Source organism: Paenibacillus sp. FSL K6-1566 (genome assembly GCF_038050475.1).
Lineage (GTDB): Bacteria > Bacillota > Bacilli > Paenibacillales > Paenibacillaceae > Paenibacillus_AQ > Paenibacillus_AQ lactis.
Map to the genome: position 1 here is coordinate 5,056,495 of NZ_JBBOSR010000001.1, position 16,303 is coordinate 5,072,797.

Below are 16,303 nucleotides of genomic sequence, written 5' to 3' on the forward strand. Positions count from 1 at the left end.
AATGAAACTAGAGCGCCTGCGGACAGGCAGTCGCAAGTGGCGGCAGCACCGCCACGAGAAGAAAGGGGATAAAGAGTATGGGCGTGTTTTTATCCAAGGCGATTCTTGACTTTTTCATAGCCTTCGGCATCGTGCTGGGAGGAGCCATGGTAGGAGGCATAGGTGCCGTCCTGTCCCTTCAGCCCCCGACCCATACGATGATGGAGATCGCCGACCGAATCAAAATATGGGCGTTGGCCGCGGCAATCGGGGGCACCATCGATCCGATGCGGGTTATTGAGAGCAACATGCTCGGAGGCAATCTTTCGCCTGCGATCAAGCAGATTCTATATCTATGCTTTGCATTTCTCGGAGCACATATGGGCAGCGAGCTGGTCAAATGGGTGTGCTCGAACAAGGGGTAGCCTATGCGAGTGCCTCCTCCCCACCGATTCCGCCCTTTCTATCAAGCCGCTTCCATCTTCGTGCTGGGGATGATCGTCGGCAGCATCGTCTACAACTCCCTGTATCATGCAGCCTACAATAAGCTGTGGGAGACGAATCTAGCCCAGCAGCTTCAGATCACCCAATATGAGGATGATATCGCGACGTTAAAAAAGTACAACAAGCAGACCACCGTCATTCGGGAAATTAAAATCCGAAGCGAGGAGAATGTGAGCGCGCCGCTCGATCCACTGATTTCGAAAGAGATCGTCAAGCTGATGTCGGAGGATCTTGCGGTGCTTCGCGGACGCAGCGTCTTCGATATCGACACGGATAGCAAGCTTACCCGCTCCCTGCTCAATGACAAGATTTATACCGTCAGAGAGAAGGATTACAAGGTTCAGATCCGAACCATGCTCGTTGTGGATGGCGTGCTTCAGATCTGGTTCACCGTCACCCCCGTGGATGCAAAGTCGACCGGATCATGATACAATATCGTTGCCAAGATTGAATCGGATCGACATGCTGCGTTCCAAGCGGACATGTTGTGAACCAAAAAGGAGCTTTTCCATGATAACCGTTATCCGTTATGCCCTGTTCATCATCCTGGTGCTGTCCGTCATCGCCGCCGCGCTGTACAGCATTCGGGCCCGGCGCGTTGCCGATCCGGCCGACCGCGGCTTCCATATGGCCATGATGAATCTGTACATGGGCATTATGCTCGTCTCGCTGTCGCTCGTCTGCATGTTCCTGTTCAGGGGATCGACCCCGGCCGTCATCGTCGAAGCGGCGTTTATGGTGCTCGGCGCCTTTAACCTTTTTGCCGGAATCCGAAGCCGGTCCTATTACAGCAGATTGAGGAAAGCACGCGCCGAAGGCTGATGGCCGTGTAGCCTAGTATATCCCACCGCAAGCCAGGCAGCTTCTACACATGCTTGACCTGCTTGTACATCAATAAGGGCATCCCGAAGGTTGATTTAACCTGCGAGATGCCCTTTTACTGCTTCCACTCTCCCGAATGTTTCCGTACGCCGCCGGTTCATTAGCCTTTCCTGCCGCGATCGTATAGCTTTCTTATCCGTGCTTTCCTATACGCGATCCTTTTTCCTATCCATGATCAATCGCTTGCATCGTCATGACCGCCTTGGCGATCGTACTGGACTGGTGCTGGATTTCAACCTCCATCTTGCACGTTTTGCGGCTGATCTCCAGCAGCTTCGGCATAATCAGAATCGGATCCTCGATCTGGACCGGCCGGAGGAAATACGTGGACAGATGATCCAGGACGTAATCCCAGCCGCTGATATCTTTAGCAGCCTTGACGGCAGCTTGACTCATCACCGTCGTCAGCACTCCTTGCGAAATCGTACCCAGATCCGTCGCCATCTGGGGCGTAATGAAACCGTGGAAGAACAGATGTCCTTCCTCATCCCGGTCCTCCGCAATGCCGTTCCAGATCAGCTGATCGAACGTCTCCCCGAGCTGAGGCTGGTTTCGCGCATCACGGAGCGCGCCGAGCACCTCCTTGCGGGTGACCGTGGCAATTAGCTTGCGGTTTTTGTCCACGATCGGCAGAAAATCGATGCCTTCCCACATCATGATCTGGGCGGCCGATGCAAGCGACGTTTTCATGCCGGCTGTCACCGGATTCCGCGTCATCGCCTTCTCGATCGGCTGCGTGTCCGCCATGCCTTCAACGTCCCGAACCCCGACAATGCCGATCACCCGGTTCCACTCATCCGTGACCGGATAGCGGTTCTGGCCCGTTTCCTGCGTGATCCGTTTAAACTCCTTCACGGTCACTGAGTTTTTCAGCTGATGGTTTCTCGGCTTTTCCAAAGCGATGTCTTCAACCAGCATGATTTTTTTCTTGATTAACCGGTCGAAAATAGCGCGATTGATCATCGAGGCTACGGTAAAGGTATCATGCCGGGAGGAAATGATCGGCAGGTCCAGCTGATCCGCCAGCTGCTTGACCTCACGGCTCGTTCCGAACCCGCCGGTAATCAGCACCCCTGCCCCCTGTTCCAGTGCAAGGGAGTGGGCGTCCTCCCGGTTGCCGACAATCATCAGGCTTCCGGCATCGATATATCGGATCATCGCCTCCACCTTCATGGCGCCGATCACGTATTTGTGCAGGCTTTTGTTCAGGCCCTGTGCGCCGCCGAGGACGTGGCCTTCCACAATTTCCACCACATCGGCGAAGGTCAGCTGCTCGGAAATGTTCCGGGGCTTGCGCTCGACGCGAACGGTGCCGATTCTCTCCTTCGTGACAACGATCCCAAGGCTCTCCGCCTCTTTCACCGCCCGATAGGCGGTCCCTTCGCTAACGCCCATCTCTTTGGCCAGCCGGCGAACGGAAATTTTACTTCCGATCTTCAGGCTTTCAATATGTTGAACCAGCTGCTCATGCTTGGTAATCGTATCATCACGTGCGTTCAACTGTTATACCCCCTAGTCCCTATCTGTACCATACTGTATCTATTATATCACGGGTGCAGCCTAAACATAACTAGGTGTATAACATAATCGCAAGGCTTTACCATGCGATTTCCGGGAGGTTTGTCATGCTGCCGGAAACTATGCCCTCCATTTTTTCGCGGCATTCCGAACCGGAACGGCTGCTTGCCTTTGCAGCAGTCAACGTTGCAAGACGACAGCCTCGGTTGCGTGTGTGGCGTTTTGACATGATCGCATGTGCTCAGGATACATATCGTCGCGGCAAACGCTTCGCAACGCACAAAAAAACTCCCCTGCCGGAGCAAAGCATGCCAAATGCATCGTAACACCGTACAGGGGAGTTCTTTTCATTTTTTTGTTCAACGGTCGTCGATTGCAGTCCTCAAAGCCCGCAAGTTCCCGCCCGGCTGACCGCTTCTGCGGCTTAATTGGCTTCCTGGCCCTTTTGCTCCTCCGGCCATTTCAGCTCCCACTGCCGCATCTTCTCCTTGCGGATCTCGTCAAGCGCCTTCTGCTTCGCTTCATCAACGCCGATCAGGTAATACAAATGCGAGGCGATGACAAGCAGGGCGAACCCGGCCCAAACCGCGCCGAACAGAGATACCCATGAGAACCCTCCGGAGAACGAAATGCTGGGAAGGGCGTATACAAGCATGCCGAGTGCTATCAGCAGGTACGCCGTGTGCTTGAATTTGTTTCTCTTCTTTTTCATGGACGTTTCGCAGCTCCTCTACTCTTGAAATCTATATTTCTACTCTATGAGGAGAAGCTGCGATTTATGAGACAAGTTTTCAGTTTTTTTCGAGGATTCGCAAAAAACGGATCGGCTCAGGCTTGATTCGGGGCGTACAAATGCGCCAGGCTGTCCGAAATGATCTTGTTTACATCCTCGATGATGATGCTCAGGCGCCGCTCCGCATCGAAGAGGCGGCGGATGTTCAGATTCAAGCTCAGCACCTCGAACGACTTCTCCATCTTCTCCATTTCGTCCTGCGACGGCATATCGCCGGACATCATGCGCTGCTGCATCTCCATTTGCCGCTGGCGGAAATCATCCAGCATCCGCTTGCTGTCAGGGTCTGCCTCCACCAGCTTCATCGCTGCCGTAATCTCCTGGACCTCCTGGCTTTCTTTCATCGCTTTTGCCAAATCATGCGCTTTATCATAAATATTCATGTTCGATTCCCTCCAAATATATGGCGGTCTATTCACCGCCTAAAGATTCGCATTGCTTACTTGCCGATTCCTTACCTCCAGAGCATCGTCAGCAGCGATTGAAACAACCCGATGAATCCGCCAAGGAGGACCCCCAGCCAAGTAATCGCCCGGAATTCCCGCCCGGATACGCTGAGAATGACCTGCTCCAGCCGTTCGACGGGAAATTTCTGCACCTGCTCTTGAACGAGCTGCGGAAGATTCACCGCCTTCATCGCTACCGGAATACTGCGCTCGAGGAACCGGAGCCCTTTATCCAATAAGCCCGGCAGCACTGCTTCAATTGCCGGCATTCGCGGGCCGATGATCGTAGCCAGGCGCAGCTGCCCCAGCCGCTCGAGCCATTCGGACCAAGGCAGGCTCTCATCCAGTCTGCGGCTGATCAAGGCTAAGCCGGGCTCACCCGCAGCCTGTTCGATCAGCTCGCCAAGCGGCATCTCTCCGTATTCCGCCAGCTTCCTTGCGATCATGTCCGCTACCGCCTCGCGGACCTTCTCGCTCTCCAGCTGTTGAATGAGCATGGGCGTCAGCTTCTGCACCATCTTCTCCTCATCTACGAAGATCGCTGCCATAGTGCCGAGAAAACCGCCGGCTTTATCCATTAAGGATGAAGCCATTTTAGTCAGCATGCGCTGGCCTTCGGCTGACATCAGCGTACTCCCAAGCTCCTTCAGCACGATATCGGCCGCCTTTTCGCCCCAGCCTTCCAATGTTTCCTTCGACCAGCCGGGAATCAGCGTCTTCAGCGGCTTCTCATGCAGCCTATACTCCTGCCAGACCGCAGCCGCTCCCTTGGCCGTCAGTCTGCGAGCGGCCTGCTCCGCCCGAAGCTTGAGCTCCTCCCATTCCTCCGCGCTCCATACCTTCAGCGCCAATTCGTGAATGCTGTCCTCCGAGCCGTTCCATTCCTGAAGCTTACGGCTGATTGCCTCCTCAACCTTGCCGCGGAATGCCGGCTTGCGGATAAATTCCTGCAGGCCTTCGCTGGTCACGAGATAATCCGAGACCACATATCCTAGCGATTCGGCGATTTCATCCTTCCGCTTCGGAATCAGTCCCGGGGTGAAGGGCAGGCGGCGGCCCAGAAAGGTGACCTCTTTGCGCGGGTGAAACAGCATTTTGATCGCAAAGTGGTTCGTGATGCCGCCGACGAATGCAGCGACCCCCACGTTCACCAAAATAAACAGCCAGTTCGGCATTTCCTACACTCCTTTTTCACGAGCAGTACAATCACCAAGGGATATATGTCCTCATATGATGCATTACATGCAAATGATCAGATGAAGTCTTCGTCTGTTCACCTAGACATCCAGTTGTTTGTCGGAAGGAGATCCAAGATGTCCAAATCGAAATCCATGTCCCGCACCAGAACCACGATATCGCTGATCCATTCAGCCGGGCTGCCGGAGAACGATATCAAGCTGGGGGACCGGCTTATTAGACAGCTCCGAATTCCAACAGATGCACCGATACAGCTTGCTTTCGGCTCCTTCAAGCAGGAAATACGCGTCAGTCCGGGAGGAAAATCCAAGTCGCTTCGCCTGAACCCTACGTTATTCAACAAATCCGGACTTCTTCCAAGCTCCTTCATGAGTGTCAAGTACTTCCCCGCGGAAAGAATACTGAGGCTCGGTCCGCTTATCGGCGTCATGGTCAGCCGCTATCAGCCAGATGACCCCGCCAAACCGTTCGGATCGATCTCTTCCTTCTGCCTGGAAATGGTAAACGCCTGCAAAAAGCTGGGCGCTTATGTGTACTTTTTCACCCCTGACATGATCGGTACCAACCCTTCCACGCTCGAAGCCGTTTCCTATCATGATGGTTGGAAAAAGGTAACCGTTCCGGCTCCTGACGTCATCAATAACCGGCTGTCTACCCGCAAACTGGAGAACAGTCCTAGCGTACAGCATTTTATGAGAGAAGTAAAATCGCGATTCGGGACACATATCTTCAATGAAAAGTTCCTGGATAAATCCGATGTCTTCGAGGCGCTTGCACCTGACCCGAAGCTGCAAAAATATTTACCTGAATCCTATTTGCTCGGCGGCTACTCGATGCTCAAAAAAATGTGCAACGCTTATCAGACTGTCTTCCTCAAACCGGTTCGGGGAAGCCTTGGCAAAGGAATTATTCGGATTACCCGCTTAGGGAACGGCACCTATCAGACGATGACCACCTCCCTTGAAGGGATCAGTAAACACTCCTACTCCTCGCTTTCCAAGCTGTTCCGCAGCTTATCCGGCAAAATTAAAAAAACGCGTTACCAGATCCAGCAGGGGCTGGATCTGATCCGAATCAATCGCCGCAATGTCGATTTCCGGGCACTTGTCCACAAAGACAAAAGCGGAAAATGGGCGGTTACTTCCGTCGTCGCGCGCATTGCGGGCGGCAATCATTTTGTCTCCAACCTTGCCCGGGGCGGCACATTATCCCCCGTTAAGGATGCGCTGGCGATGAGCGGCATCCCGCAATCACTGAAGCAGACCGCGCCCGCCAGAATGAACAGGGCGGCTCTTGACATCGCCAACGGATTAGAGGCGGCGCTCCCGTACCACTTCGGAGAGCTGGGCATCGATCTGGCGATCGATACGAAAGGGCAGATTTGGCTGCTGGAGGTCAATTCCAAGCCCTCCAAAAGCGAGAACGCTCCGCTGAGCGCCACCTCCAAGGTAAGGCCCTCGGCCGTCCGCCTTGTTCAATACTGTCAATACTTGACGGGCTTTTAAAAGGAGAAACCTATGTCTTCTAGCATAAACGGCACCATCGGTGTCATGGTATGCCGCAGACCGGGCTCGCCTCCCTTTGCCGAGAAGCATTATTTAAGGGAACTCAGCTTGGCAGCGGAGAAGCTCGGAATGAAGGTATTTGTTTTTTGTCCGGATGAGGACGCCGGCCTTCCGCTTGCTCAGGCCGCCGGCAACCGGGCAGTCAGCATCAAGGGCTACCGCTTCCATCCGGACGACGGCTGGATCAGCGGAAGCTTCCCGCTGCCTGACGTCATTTATGACCGTTGCCTGCACGGCAGCGGCCAAGAATCGGCAGCCGCCGGCGAATGGATCAGCCGATTGTTGCAGCAGGGGTCCAAACTATGGTCACGCGGATTGCCGGGCAAGGCGAAGGTGCATCAGCTGCTCAAGCGCTCCCCATTGCTGAGGCCTCATTTGCCGGCAACGATCCGTTATACCGGGGCCGATTCGCTAAGCAGAGCTCTGCTTGCGCTGAACGGCAGCATCTTTATGAAGCCCAGTGGAGGCTCCCATGGGCGCCATTCATTATATATATCCTTGAAAGAGAACCATACCGCCTTGCTGCAAGGAAGAGACCGAAGCAATACGATATTCCGGCAGACCATTCCGGCACAGGAGCTGAACACCTGGGTGAGAAGCTTTACCGGAAGGCGCAGGTTTATCATTCAACCCTACCTGCAGCTTCATAACCAAGACGGGAACCCCTTTGACGTCCGGTCACTCGTTCAAAAAAATGACCGGGGCATCTGGTCCATAACGGGCATTGCGGTTCGCCAAGGCGCCGAGCAAGGAATGACCTCCAACCTACATGGAGGCGGCACAGCCTATCCGGCCCTTCCTTATCTAATATCCGAATTCGGTGAAGAGAAGGCGCGGGCGATTATGGACACCATCTGGAATTTGTCCGCCCGGATTCCCCCTCTTCTTGAGGAAGGCTTCGGCCGGCTTGGAGAGCTCGGGATCGATTTCGGGGTGGATACCCGGGGAAAGGTGTGGATCCTTGAGGCAAATTCCAAGCCGGGCCGGCGCGCATTCGTGCTGACAGGGGATTCCAAGGCCGCCCGGCGGTCCGTCGAACATCCGATTCAATATGCCCGTTATTTATTGCTTCGACAACTTAGGAGGGTAAATACATGAGTTTGAATTTCGGTAATATTCATTTCTCGCAGCAGCCCGAAAAAGTCGTCTTTTTGTCCGGTTCCTTAATGAAAAGTTTGGGGCTCTCGAGCAGGAAAACGATCAGGCTCCGCATCGGCACCGACTCGGTGAACGCGGTGGTGAAGCCGATTGACCGATCGGGAAAGCATATCTATGTGAGTGCCGGCACGCGGAACAGTCTCCATGTACCGAGGTCCGGGCCGGTCTATATCCATTCACCGCGCGACGGAGAAGTCGAGCTCGGCCCGGTGGTCGGCGTGCTGTCCGACGGCCCTCACAATCCTTCCAATCCCTTCGGTGCCCGCACCTCGTATATCCGCCAGCTTCTGCGGGAGGGCAACAAGAAGGTGTTCGTATATGCCTTCACCCCGCGGGACATCAATTGGCAGCGAAATACCGTGCAGGGCTATATGCTGGGCACGGGCGGCGGCTTTGTCCGTAAAACGGTGCCGCTGCCGGATGTTGTTTATAACCGGCTTCCAAGCCGAAAAACCGACTTTTCGCCCTTTACCAATCAATTAAGAGACCGGTTCCTCAAACGGAATATCAAATTCTTCAATTGGTGCTTCTTTAATAAATCCGATATCTATTCAAAGCTGGACGGCGACGTGCAGGCCGGCAAATATTTGCCGGAAACCTATAACAATCCGAGCCCGGAGCGGATCAAGGATATGATGGAGCGCCATCATTTCGTTTACTACAAGCCGTCCGCCGGCAGCCTGGGCCTTGGCATTTACCGCTTAACCTATCTCCCGAAAAAGGGATATTACGCCAGATACCACGGCAACGGCGGCAATACGCTGCTAAAGTTTCCGAGCTTCGGCAGCCTGATGCGGATGCTTCAATCCAAGCACGGGTCCAAGCTGAAGAGCTACGTGATCCAGCAGGGAATCCGGCTGATCGAAATCGACGGCTGCCCGATCGATTTCCGGTTCCATATGCATAAAAACGGCAGAAACCGCTGGACCCCTGTCGGGATTGGAGCCAAGAAAGCGGGAAGAGGCAGCGTGACGACGCATATCAAAAACGGCGGCTCCCTGCTGACCCCGGAGCAAGCGCTCTCCCGAGCCTTCGGTTCAAAAGCGAATGAAGTGCTTGAACGGGCCAAAGAAGCATCGATTGCCATGTCGGAGGCTATTGAAAACCACCACGCTCATCTGCTGGGTGAAATCGGATTTGATATCGGGATTGATGACAGCGGGAAAATATGGATGTTTGAGGCGAATTCCAAGCCGGGCAGATCGATCTTCAATCATCCTGCGCTCAAGGGAGAAGGCAGAGCGTCGGTTGATCATGTGATGGAGTACAGTATGCATCTGGCCGGATTTCACAGGGGGAATGACTCGTGACCAGTCGACTTGAAGGAGATGGGAAACCGGTCGTAGCGATACTGACCATGCATGATCCGCAGAACCTGTTCAGGGGCAACCGTCAGAACTTTCAAGAAATCATCAAGACCGGCAGAGATATGGGCTTTCTGGTCTATGTCGTGACCGTGCGTGATCTCAAGCTTCAGTCCCCGACAGTTAAAGGCTATATGTTCAACAGCGCCGATCAATCCTGGGAGCAGAAGCTATGTCCTCTGCCCCAGGTCATTTATAATCGGATTCCCAACCGCGACGACGAAGCTCTTCCATGGGTACGGCGAAAAATCAAGGAGATCCAGCAGCATCCGCGAATCGACCTCTACAATCCGTACTTCTTCAATAAGTGGCGGCTGTTCTCATGGCTGAACAAATCGCGCCTGACCAAGCAATGGACGCCGCTCACCAAACGTCTCAAAGGATTCCCCACGCTGCATGAGATGATCCGGAGAAAGCCCTATCTGTATCTGAAGCCGGAGGACGGCAAGGCCGGGCAAGGCATCATGAGCGTACGATTCCAGAAAAACCGCCCGCTCCCTTACCGCATCCAGATTCAAAACCACAAGAACAGCACGACCTACAAGGCAGCCTCCATCGAGCGGCTGTGGAACCGGATCTATCAAGAAACGAAGGGAAGCTCGTATCTGATCCAGCAGGGCATCGAGCTTGCACAGGTGCACGGCCGGGCATTCGATCTGCGCATACTCGTCCAGAAGACGGAGTCCGGCAATTGGGCTGTAACCGGAATCGGCGCCCGCATGGCCGGCGCCAAGAGCATTACCACCCATGTTCCGCGCGGAGGAACGATTGAGGACCCCGAGAAGCTGCTGCCGATCGTATTCGGCCAGGAGCAGGCCGAAACGATCCTGGGCGAAGTCCGTAAAGCCGCCCTGCATATCGCTAGGCAAATCGAAAAATGCTCCGGCTATGCACATGGCGAAATGTCTATGGACCTGGGCATCGACAGCGACGGCATCCTCTGGTTCTTCGAAGCCAACTCAAGACCGATGAAGTTTGATGAGCCTGCCATTCGCAAAAAATCGCTGGAGCGAATATTCCAGTACTCCAGCTATCTAATCAATCAACGATAGGTCCGGTTCGCCGGACCAATCGGCGATTCCACGAAAGGAGGGATCATGTGGAGATCACGCAGCTCTCACTCTCGCGCCCGGATGAATGGCCGTATGTCCGGCAGCAGTGCCGGGACTTTTTCCGGCGATACGGCAATAAGCGTTTAACCCTCACCGGCGTTCAGCGCCTCAGCTCGCTGACCTACGAACAATTGAAGAAGCCCGGCACCTCCATCATCGCCGCCACCGTTCGCGGCGATGTGGGCAGCATTCCGATTGGGATGTGTTATGCAGAGGATTACGGGGAGAGCGCCTGTCTGATTGCCGTTCATCCGCTCTACCGAAGCAGAGGAATCGGTTCTTCCCTGATCCGCTCTCAGCTGAGCCGGCTCGGGCGGCTTCGCTGCAAGGTGGCCGCCGACCATATCGCAAGCCTCAAAATATGCTTTCAGGCAGGGCTCCAAGCGACTGAAATCGAACTCGGCCCCACCGGCAAGCCTACGCTGGTTTTGAACGGAGTCATGGGCGCTCCCTCAAGTTCCTTTCGCTGTGATGTCTGAATCTATTCAAGAAGGTGAATTTTTGTGTCCAAACCTGTCTTAGGAATCATGACGCTTTACCTCGATGACCGAAAAAGACTGGAAGAGCGGCATATCTACGAGCATATGATCAAGGAAGGGAAATCGCTCGGGCTCGATCTATTTGTGTTCACCCCCGCGGACGTCAATTCGGCGCAAGGCTTGATCAACGCCATGGAATATGATCCAACATCCCGCAGGTGGGGCCGCAGATGGCGGCCGTTTCCGCATATGATCTTCGACCGATGCCGTATTCAAAAAAGCGCCCGCTTCCAGCAGCTGCTGCGGTTCCGCGCGCGCTACAGGCATCTGCTGTTTCTCAATCGGCCCCTTCGGAACAAATGGACCATTCATCAGATTTTATATACGAAGAAGCGTTTCCGCCCGCATCTGCCGGATACGCGGATCGTACAGAGCGTGAATGACGTCCACCGAATGCTGAAGGAGCATGATACGGTCTATTTTAAACCGATCAACGGCACCGGCGGACGCGGCATACTGAAGATTTCCCGCATTCCCGGGGTCCCCGGCACCTATGAAGTCCGCGGCCGTAACGCCAACCGCACCATCATCAAGCCGAAGCGGATGCCCTCAGGTTTTCTTGGCCAATACTTGTCAGGCTGGGGCGTGAAGGACCGATACCTGGTTCAGGAGGGACTCCATCTGGAGCTCCCGGACGGCCGGGTGCATGACTACCGGATGCTCGTTCAGAAAAACGGATCCGGCCAGTGGGAAGTGACCGGCTGCGTCGGGCGCGTCGGGCCGCCAAAAAGCGTAACCTCCAATCTGCACGGCGGCGGCCGTGCCGCCATGATGGAGGAGCTGCTGGAGAAGTGGATCTCGGATCCGGCCAAACGGCTCAAGGTCCGGGAGGATGCCGGTCAGCTGGGAGTGGACATCGCGCAATTTCTCGACGGTCAGTATGGGGGACTGTGCGAGATCGCCCTCGACTTGGCGGTCGATAAATCGGGCAGAGTCCTTCTGATCGAGGTCAACCCGAAGCCTTCCCGGGAAGTGTTCTCGCAGGTCGGAGATCTCGAAGCTTACCGCGTATCCATCTTGAGACCGCTTGAATATGCGCTGTATGTATACAACCACAGAAAGTCGGCAAAGAATGCTTAACCGGATATCATGCGGACATTGAGCAATAGCAGAACGGCAAAAAGGCTGTTGTCCAAGAAGACCCTCTTGGAAACAGCCTTTTTGTTTCGATTCATCGTCCGTCTTACTCCGCCTGATCGTGCAGACGGAGCAGCTGTGAGAACGAATGGATGACAACATCCGCTCCCTTTAGCTCCTGATCCGCTCCGAATCCGGCATAGTGGCAGCCGATGACCGTCTGTCCGTTCTCCTTGCCTGCCTCAACATCGGATGAACGGTCGCCGACCATCCAAGCATGTCCGATGTCATGCTGATCGAGCAGCAGTTTAACAAGGTCGACCTTCGTCGATGTTTGATGCTCGCCTGCACTGTATATTCCTTCAAAAAGCGGCATGATTCCTCTTGCTTCGGCAATGCCTTTCACATAATGCTCCAGTCCGTTGCTGGCCACGAACAGCCGGACGCCGCGGCGGTGCAGCTCCTCCAGCGTTTCCTTAACGCCAGGGTACAGAACCGCGGCCTCATTCTCCAAGCCTTCAAGCTCCAGCTGAAGCAGCAGCTCGTCCGCCCTCCGGTGAGCCTCCGGCGTACCGCTTGGCAGGACTTTCTTCCAAATATCCGGAAGGAGCATCCCCAGGCAGCTAAGCATGAGCTCCTCATCCGGCGTTTCGCCTTCGTAATGGCCCTCTTCACGCAAAATGTCGAACAGCTTGTGATAGGCGGGCAGCAAAAGCGTCTCCGTTTGGAACAGGGTTCCGTCCATGTCGAAAATCATCGCTTCCGGTTTGATCAACGTTGCGGTTTTTTCCAAGTCTGGTCCTTCCTTTCACTCCTATGATTTGTCTCTGTCTCCCCTCATCATAAAGGAAGGCATTCTCAACTGCAAACGACATTTCTTGCGCACGGCATAAAAAAATCGTAACTACAAAGGACTTGTTGTGGTTATAACCTATAGAGGAATAACGAAAGGATGAAGAAGATGTCCTTGCAGAACGAATCTTCCCAGACCCAGCACATTCACAATCTGGAATCGGAGCTGCTGAAGGAGCTTAGCCGCTACGAACAAGACGAACAGGCCGCCATCTTGAAGAAGATGATCAGCCGTCTTCGCAAAGAACGTTATATCCGCAGTCCTCTGCAGGTTGTAGGCGAGATGGTTCGAACCCCGTTCATCTGGCTCCTGATGACTGCAGGGATCGCACTCCCTCTGCTGGTGTATGCTTTGCTGGTATGGGTGTCGCTTGCTGTAGAGGGATGACCCCCTTCGTTTGCCGATTCATTTCTTCCTGCCCGGCTGCCAGACCATGACGGTGACTGCACACAGAATCGATGTAATCATCGGCAGAAAGCCCAGACCTCGAGGCAGGTGCATATCGCTTTCGAAGAGCAGGCGGCCGGCAATCGCAATCATATGATTCAATGCGGCACCTCCTGCAAACCCGCAAGCCAAGGCCATGATTAGAAGCGGAAAGCCTCTCATGCCCCGGTCTCCTTCCCCCTTCGCAGGCTTCGTCTGGCAGCGCGAGCCGTCTCTACCGAAAGCCAGAACATGAAGATCGCCATGACAGGGTGCAATGCCCCTGCTGCCGGAACATTGGCCGTGAAATACTGTGCGAAAACGAGCAAAAGCAGCGCCAGCGAGCTCCACTTGTAACGAGCCGCCATGCTCCCCGCGAATCCGGCGATCAGCATGAGCAGCGGCACGATCTCAAAGATATGAACAAACATGACATGGCTTCTCCACATCGATCCATCACGAAACAGCGCCAGACCTGCAAGCAAGGTTTGAACCGCGATACAGACCGTAAGCAGCCAGGCCAATCCGACGAACGTCCCGCCAAAGAAGGTCTCCCTTCCCTTTGAAACCACTTTTTCCTTCATCATCCTGCTCCTTTTCTTGATCATCGGTATGATTCATGCCATCATCCTATCACCGTCATGTTGCGAACCTGTGACGATCCTTTGCGGGTTGCGTGAAATTTTCCAAAGTCGGCTGGAAACCGTATATAATGGGGGAAAATCAAGGTTACGCCTACCATTGGCCCAACATAGGAGGGGAAACGCACAATGTCGCACACGCTGCTGCTCGTGGATGACGAACGCAAGGTTATCGAGTTTATGGAGCCCTTCCTCCGTCAGGAGGGATTTCGGATTATAACGGCTGCCTCCGGGAAAGAAGCGCTTGACAAAGCCAAGCAGTTTAAGCCGTCCCTGGTCATCCTCGACTGGATGCTGCCGGAAATGAGCGGGATCGAGGTATGCCGGGAGCTTCGAAAAACGAGCCGGGTCGGTATTATTATGGTGACGGCCCGGATCGAGGAGACGGATAAATTGATCGGGCTGGAGGTCGGCGCAGACGATTATGTGACGAAGCCGTTTTCCTTACGGGAGCTTGCGGCCAGAATTCGATCGGTGCTGCGCCGAATGGATCAGCAGGACATGGTGCATGAAGACAAGCTGGTACGGGGAGAGCTCACAATCTCGGAATCCTCGTGCCGCGTGTGGAAGGGCGGAAGGGAGCTGCAACTGACGCCGACCGAGTTCAAAATATTGCTTACCCTCGCTGCAAGGCCGGAGGTCGTATACAGCAGACTGCAGCTGCTGCAAGCGGCAGGTGAAGATGACATCTACAATGACGAGCGAACCGCGGATGCCCATATCAGCCGGATTCGTAAAAAGATCGAGGATGACCCGGCAGCCCCCGTCTATATTAAAACCGTATACGGATTCGGCTATCGGTTTGAGCAGCCATGAGCGCAGGACGTAAAATCTTCTTCGTCATTGCTTCGTTCATCGTAGGGATGAGCGCGGTATTCGTTATGCTGACCTATATCGTAATACGCGACTCCATGGACGTGATGCTGCAGCATTCCCGCAAGGAGGAGCTCTTGGAAATATCGGAGAGCCTGACACGTTACTATACAGAGAACGGGGGGAGCTTCGCCGGTGTAGAGACCGAGGCAAGCGCGCAGGAGCCCGTGCGGAAAACCGGTCACCAGGAAAGCATTCTGCTCGTATCGCCGGACCAAACCTTACTGCTGCACCAAGGGACAGCCCAGCCAAAACTGATCCGGAACCTGGGCGTCATGCGGGAGCTTACGGCCGACGGAAAGCTCATCGGGAAGCTCTATTACTATGATACGGATGTGGCCAATCTGACCAAGCTGCGGATCGGTACGCCGACCTCCATCGCGATTTTGCTGGGAGGCGGCGCGCTCTTGTTCGTGCTGCTGTCACTCGGTGCAGCCTATTGGATATCCAGAAGGCTGACGTCGCCGCTTCGGGCGCTGATCCCGTTCATTGACCGCCTGGGCCAAGGCGAATACGGCATCCAGGCTCCGGTTGTCTCGAAGGATGAATACGGAAAGGTGGCGCTTGCCTTTAACGGCATGTCCTCCAAGCTGAAGCAGGCCGAGGTTGTCCGCCGCAATTTGGTTGCGGATGTCGCCCATGAGCTTCGCACCCCGCTGACCATCGTCCGCGGCAAGCTCGATCTTCTGCAGCAGTCCGGACAACCGATCGAGCCTACAGGCCTGCTTCCGGTTCAAGACGAGTTGATTCGACTGACCCGGCTGGTAGGTGATCTGCATCAGCTGTCCCTTGCGGAGGCAGGCAAGCTCCCGTTGGACGTGAAGCCTTGTGATATGACCAAGCTGCTGCAGCGGCTTATCGAACGGATCTCGCCCGAAACCGAGGACAAGGCTTTGGTTGTACGATTCACGAGCACTACGGCCAATACGACGGTTCCGGTCGATCCGAACCGGATCACCCAAGTATTTCTGAATCTTCTGATCAACGCGATCCGGTACACGCCGGAAGGCGGGGACATCTACGTTTCGCTTCATGAAGACGAGGACTCGAAGCGGCTTCGTATCGATATCCGGGATTCGGGCCCGGGGATTGACGAGGAACATCTTCCGTATCTCTTTAATCGCTTCTACCGTACCGACCAAGCGCGCGCCCGTCACCAGGGCGGCATGGGGCTGGGGCTTGCAATCGCCAAGGAGCTGGTTGACTCCCATGGCGGGGCTATCGAGGTGGAGAGCCGGCTCGGACGCGGGACGACATTCAAAGTCAGCTTGCCCTATCTCCACCCGGCCAGCTGACCGGATTGATTCAGTTGGGCTTTGAGACTGGTGCCATCGTCTAAGAAAATACCGCTAACGCTATGCACATGACAAAGACAG

20 protein-coding genes are annotated in these 16,303 nt (G+C 54.8%); 13 read left to right on the forward strand and 7 right to left on the reverse strand.

The window, feature by feature from the left end:
- Positions 1 to 77: 77 nt before the first annotated feature.
- From NST08_RS22380 to NST08_RS22390, 3 genes are all read left to right on the forward strand, one after another.
- Positions 78 to 404 (forward strand): YtrH family sporulation protein, encoded by a 327-nt coding sequence (locus NST08_RS22380; protein ID WP_007127397.1) that lies wholly within the window; start codon positions 78 to 80, stop codon positions 402 to 404.
- Positions 405 to 407: 3 nt separating this feature from the next.
- Complete coding sequence (locus NST08_RS22385) at positions 408 to 911, forward strand: hypothetical protein (RefSeq protein WP_028403866.1); 504 nt, start codon at positions 408 to 410, stop codon at positions 909 to 911.
- 82 nt (positions 912 to 993) lie between these two features.
- A complete protein-coding gene (locus tag NST08_RS22390) occupies positions 994 to 1,305 on the forward strand; it encodes a YtpI family protein (protein ID WP_007127395.1) in 312 nt (103 codons plus the stop codon).
- 225 nt (positions 1,306 to 1,530) lie between these two features.
- Here NST08_RS22390 and NST08_RS22395 read toward each other — a convergent pair whose 3' ends face one another.
- Positions 1,531 to 2,865 carry a DRTGG domain-containing protein gene (locus tag NST08_RS22395; protein WP_007127394.1) on the reverse strand — a complete coding sequence of 445 codons (1,335 nt, stop codon included), beginning with the start codon at positions 2,863 to 2,865 and terminating at the stop codon, positions 1,531 to 1,533.
- 125 nt (positions 2,866 to 2,990) lie between these two features.
- Between NST08_RS22395 and NST08_RS22400 the strand changes: the two genes are divergently transcribed.
- On the forward strand, positions 2,991 to 3,209 hold the full coding sequence (locus NST08_RS22400) for a hypothetical protein (protein ID WP_340899619.1): 219 nt from the start codon (positions 2,991 to 2,993) through the stop codon (positions 3,207 to 3,209).
- 98 nt (positions 3,210 to 3,307) lie between these two features.
- On the opposite strand, the gene NST08_RS22405 is transcribed toward NST08_RS22400, so the two are convergent.
- From NST08_RS22405 to NST08_RS22415, 3 genes are all read right to left on the reverse strand, one after another.
- Entirely contained in the window at positions 3,308 to 3,595 is a 288-nt protein-coding gene (locus NST08_RS22405; protein WP_007127393.1) for a hypothetical protein, read from the reverse strand.
- 116 nt (positions 3,596 to 3,711) lie between these two features.
- Positions 3,712 to 4,059: a YlbF family regulator gene (locus NST08_RS22410; RefSeq protein WP_007127392.1), complete on the reverse strand. Its 348-nt coding sequence runs from the start codon at positions 4,057 to 4,059 to the stop codon at positions 3,712 to 3,714.
- A gap of 71 nt (positions 4,060 to 4,130) precedes the next feature.
- Positions 4,131 to 5,297, reverse strand: coding sequence for a DUF445 domain-containing protein (locus tag NST08_RS22415; protein ID WP_210094378.1), 1,167 nt, complete (start codon positions 5,295 to 5,297; stop codon positions 4,131 to 4,133).
- Between the two features lie 138 nt (positions 5,298 to 5,435).
- Between NST08_RS22415 and NST08_RS22420 the strand changes: the two genes are divergently transcribed.
- From NST08_RS22420 to NST08_RS22445, 6 genes are read left to right on the forward strand one after another with little or no spacing between them, the layout of a single operon-like run.
- Positions 5,436 to 6,824, forward strand: a complete 1,389-nt coding sequence (locus tag NST08_RS22420; protein WP_034272224.1) for a YheC/YheD family endospore coat-associated protein — start codon at positions 5,436 to 5,438, stop codon at positions 6,822 to 6,824.
- 12 nt (positions 6,825 to 6,836) lie between these two features.
- Positions 6,837 to 7,982, forward strand: coding sequence for a YheC/YheD family endospore coat-associated protein (locus NST08_RS22425; RefSeq protein ID WP_210094379.1), 1,146 nt, complete (start codon positions 6,837 to 6,839; stop codon positions 7,980 to 7,982).
- Positions 7,979 to 9,352 carry a YheC/YheD family endospore coat-associated protein gene (locus tag NST08_RS22430; RefSeq protein WP_210094380.1) on the forward strand — a complete coding sequence of 458 codons (1,374 nt, stop codon included), beginning with the start codon at positions 7,979 to 7,981 and terminating at the stop codon, positions 9,350 to 9,352. The genes NST08_RS22425 and NST08_RS22430 overlap by 4 nt, the downstream gene beginning before the upstream one ends.
- Positions 9,349 to 10,458: a YheC/YheD family endospore coat-associated protein gene (locus NST08_RS22435; protein WP_007127387.1), complete on the forward strand. Its 1,110-nt coding sequence runs from the start codon at positions 9,349 to 9,351 to the stop codon at positions 10,456 to 10,458. Before NST08_RS22430 ends, NST08_RS22435 begins: the two co-directional genes overlap by 4 nt.
- 47 nt (positions 10,459 to 10,505) lie before the next feature.
- Positions 10,506 to 10,997, forward strand: a complete 492-nt coding sequence (locus NST08_RS22440) for a GNAT family N-acetyltransferase (protein ID WP_144868256.1) — start codon at positions 10,506 to 10,508, stop codon at positions 10,995 to 10,997.
- Between the two features lie 24 nt (positions 10,998 to 11,021).
- Entirely contained in the window at positions 11,022 to 12,137 is a 1,116-nt protein-coding gene (locus tag NST08_RS22445) for a YheC/YheD family endospore coat-associated protein (protein ID WP_144868258.1), read from the forward strand.
- 103 nt (positions 12,138 to 12,240) lie between these two features.
- On the opposite strand, the gene NST08_RS22450 is transcribed toward NST08_RS22445, so the two are convergent.
- Entirely contained in the window at positions 12,241 to 12,927 is a 687-nt protein-coding gene (locus NST08_RS22450; RefSeq protein ID WP_007127384.1) for an HAD family hydrolase, read from the reverse strand.
- Between the two features lie 159 nt (positions 12,928 to 13,086).
- Here NST08_RS22450 and NST08_RS22455 point away from each other — a divergent pair, with 159 nt between their 5' ends.
- Entirely contained in the window at positions 13,087 to 13,374 is a 288-nt protein-coding gene (locus NST08_RS22455; protein ID WP_244869080.1) for a hypothetical protein, read from the forward strand.
- A gap of 18 nt (positions 13,375 to 13,392) precedes the next feature.
- On the opposite strand, the gene NST08_RS22460 is transcribed toward NST08_RS22455, so the two are convergent.
- Entirely contained in the window at positions 13,393 to 13,596 is a 204-nt protein-coding gene (locus NST08_RS22460; protein WP_144868260.1) for a DUF5957 family protein, read from the reverse strand.
- Positions 13,593 to 14,000: a DUF6220 domain-containing protein gene (locus tag NST08_RS22465; RefSeq protein ID WP_341342313.1), complete on the reverse strand. Its 408-nt coding sequence runs from the start codon at positions 13,998 to 14,000 to the stop codon at positions 13,593 to 13,595. The genes NST08_RS22460 and NST08_RS22465 overlap by 4 nt, the downstream gene beginning before the upstream one ends.
- Before the next feature lie 183 nt (positions 14,001 to 14,183).
- Between NST08_RS22465 and NST08_RS22470 the strand changes: the two genes are divergently transcribed.
- Together NST08_RS22470 and NST08_RS22475 are read left to right on the forward strand one after the other, a co-directional pair.
- A complete protein-coding gene (locus tag NST08_RS22470; RefSeq protein ID WP_007127380.1) occupies positions 14,184 to 14,870 on the forward strand; it encodes a response regulator in 687 nt (228 codons plus the stop codon).
- Entirely contained in the window at positions 14,867 to 16,222 is a 1,356-nt protein-coding gene (locus NST08_RS22475) for a sensor histidine kinase (protein ID WP_028403858.1), read from the forward strand. The genes NST08_RS22470 and NST08_RS22475 overlap by 4 nt, the downstream gene beginning before the upstream one ends.
- The last annotated feature ends 81 nt before the right edge of the window (positions 16,223 to 16,303 follow it).

Bases quoted from the DNA above. Each gene is read 5' to 3' on its own strand.
- NST08_RS22470 (WP_007127380.1), top strand. From the start codon at position 14,184: ATGTCGCACACGCTGCTGCTCGTGGATGACGAACGCAAGGTTATCGAG.
- NST08_RS22405 (WP_007127393.1), bottom strand. From the start codon at position 3,595: ATGAAAAAGAAGAGAAACAAATTCAAGCACACGGCGTACCTGCTGATA.
- NST08_RS22410 (WP_007127392.1), bottom strand. From the start codon at position 4,059: ATGAATATTTATGATAAAGCGCATGATTTGGCAAAAGCGATGAAAGAA.
- NST08_RS22430 (WP_210094380.1), top strand. From the start codon at position 7,979: ATGAGTTTGAATTTCGGTAATATTCATTTCTCGCAGCAGCCCGAAAAA.
- NST08_RS22385 (WP_028403866.1), top strand. From the start codon at position 408: ATGCGAGTGCCTCCTCCCCACCGATTCCGCCCTTTCTATCAAGCCGCT.
- NST08_RS22465 (WP_341342313.1), bottom strand. From the start codon at position 14,000: ATGATGAAGGAAAAAGTGGTTTCAAAGGGAAGGGAGACCTTCTTTGGC.
- NST08_RS22460 (WP_144868260.1), bottom strand. From the start codon at position 13,596: ATGAGAGGCTTTCCGCTTCTAATCATGGCCTTGGCTTGCGGGTTTGCA.
- NST08_RS22455 (WP_244869080.1), top strand. From the start codon at position 13,087: ATGAAGAAGATGTCCTTGCAGAACGAATCTTCCCAGACCCAGCACATT.
- NST08_RS22380 (WP_007127397.1), top strand. From the start codon at position 78: ATGGGCGTGTTTTTATCCAAGGCGATTCTTGACTTTTTCATAGCCTTC.
- NST08_RS22420 (WP_034272224.1), top strand. From the start codon at position 5,436: ATGTCCAAATCGAAATCCATGTCCCGCACCAGAACCACGATATCGCTG.
- NST08_RS22390 (WP_007127395.1), top strand. From the start codon at position 994: ATGATAACCGTTATCCGTTATGCCCTGTTCATCATCCTGGTGCTGTCC.
- NST08_RS22400 (WP_340899619.1), top strand. From the start codon at position 2,991: ATGCTGCCGGAAACTATGCCCTCCATTTTTTCGCGGCATTCCGAACCG.
- NST08_RS22415 (WP_210094378.1), bottom strand. From the start codon at position 5,297: ATGCCGAACTGGCTGTTTATTTTGGTGAACGTGGGGGTCGCTGCATTC.
- NST08_RS22475 (WP_028403858.1), top strand. From the start codon at position 14,867: ATGAGCGCAGGACGTAAAATCTTCTTCGTCATTGCTTCGTTCATCGTA.
- NST08_RS22425 (WP_210094379.1), top strand. From the start codon at position 6,837: ATGTCTTCTAGCATAAACGGCACCATCGGTGTCATGGTATGCCGCAGA.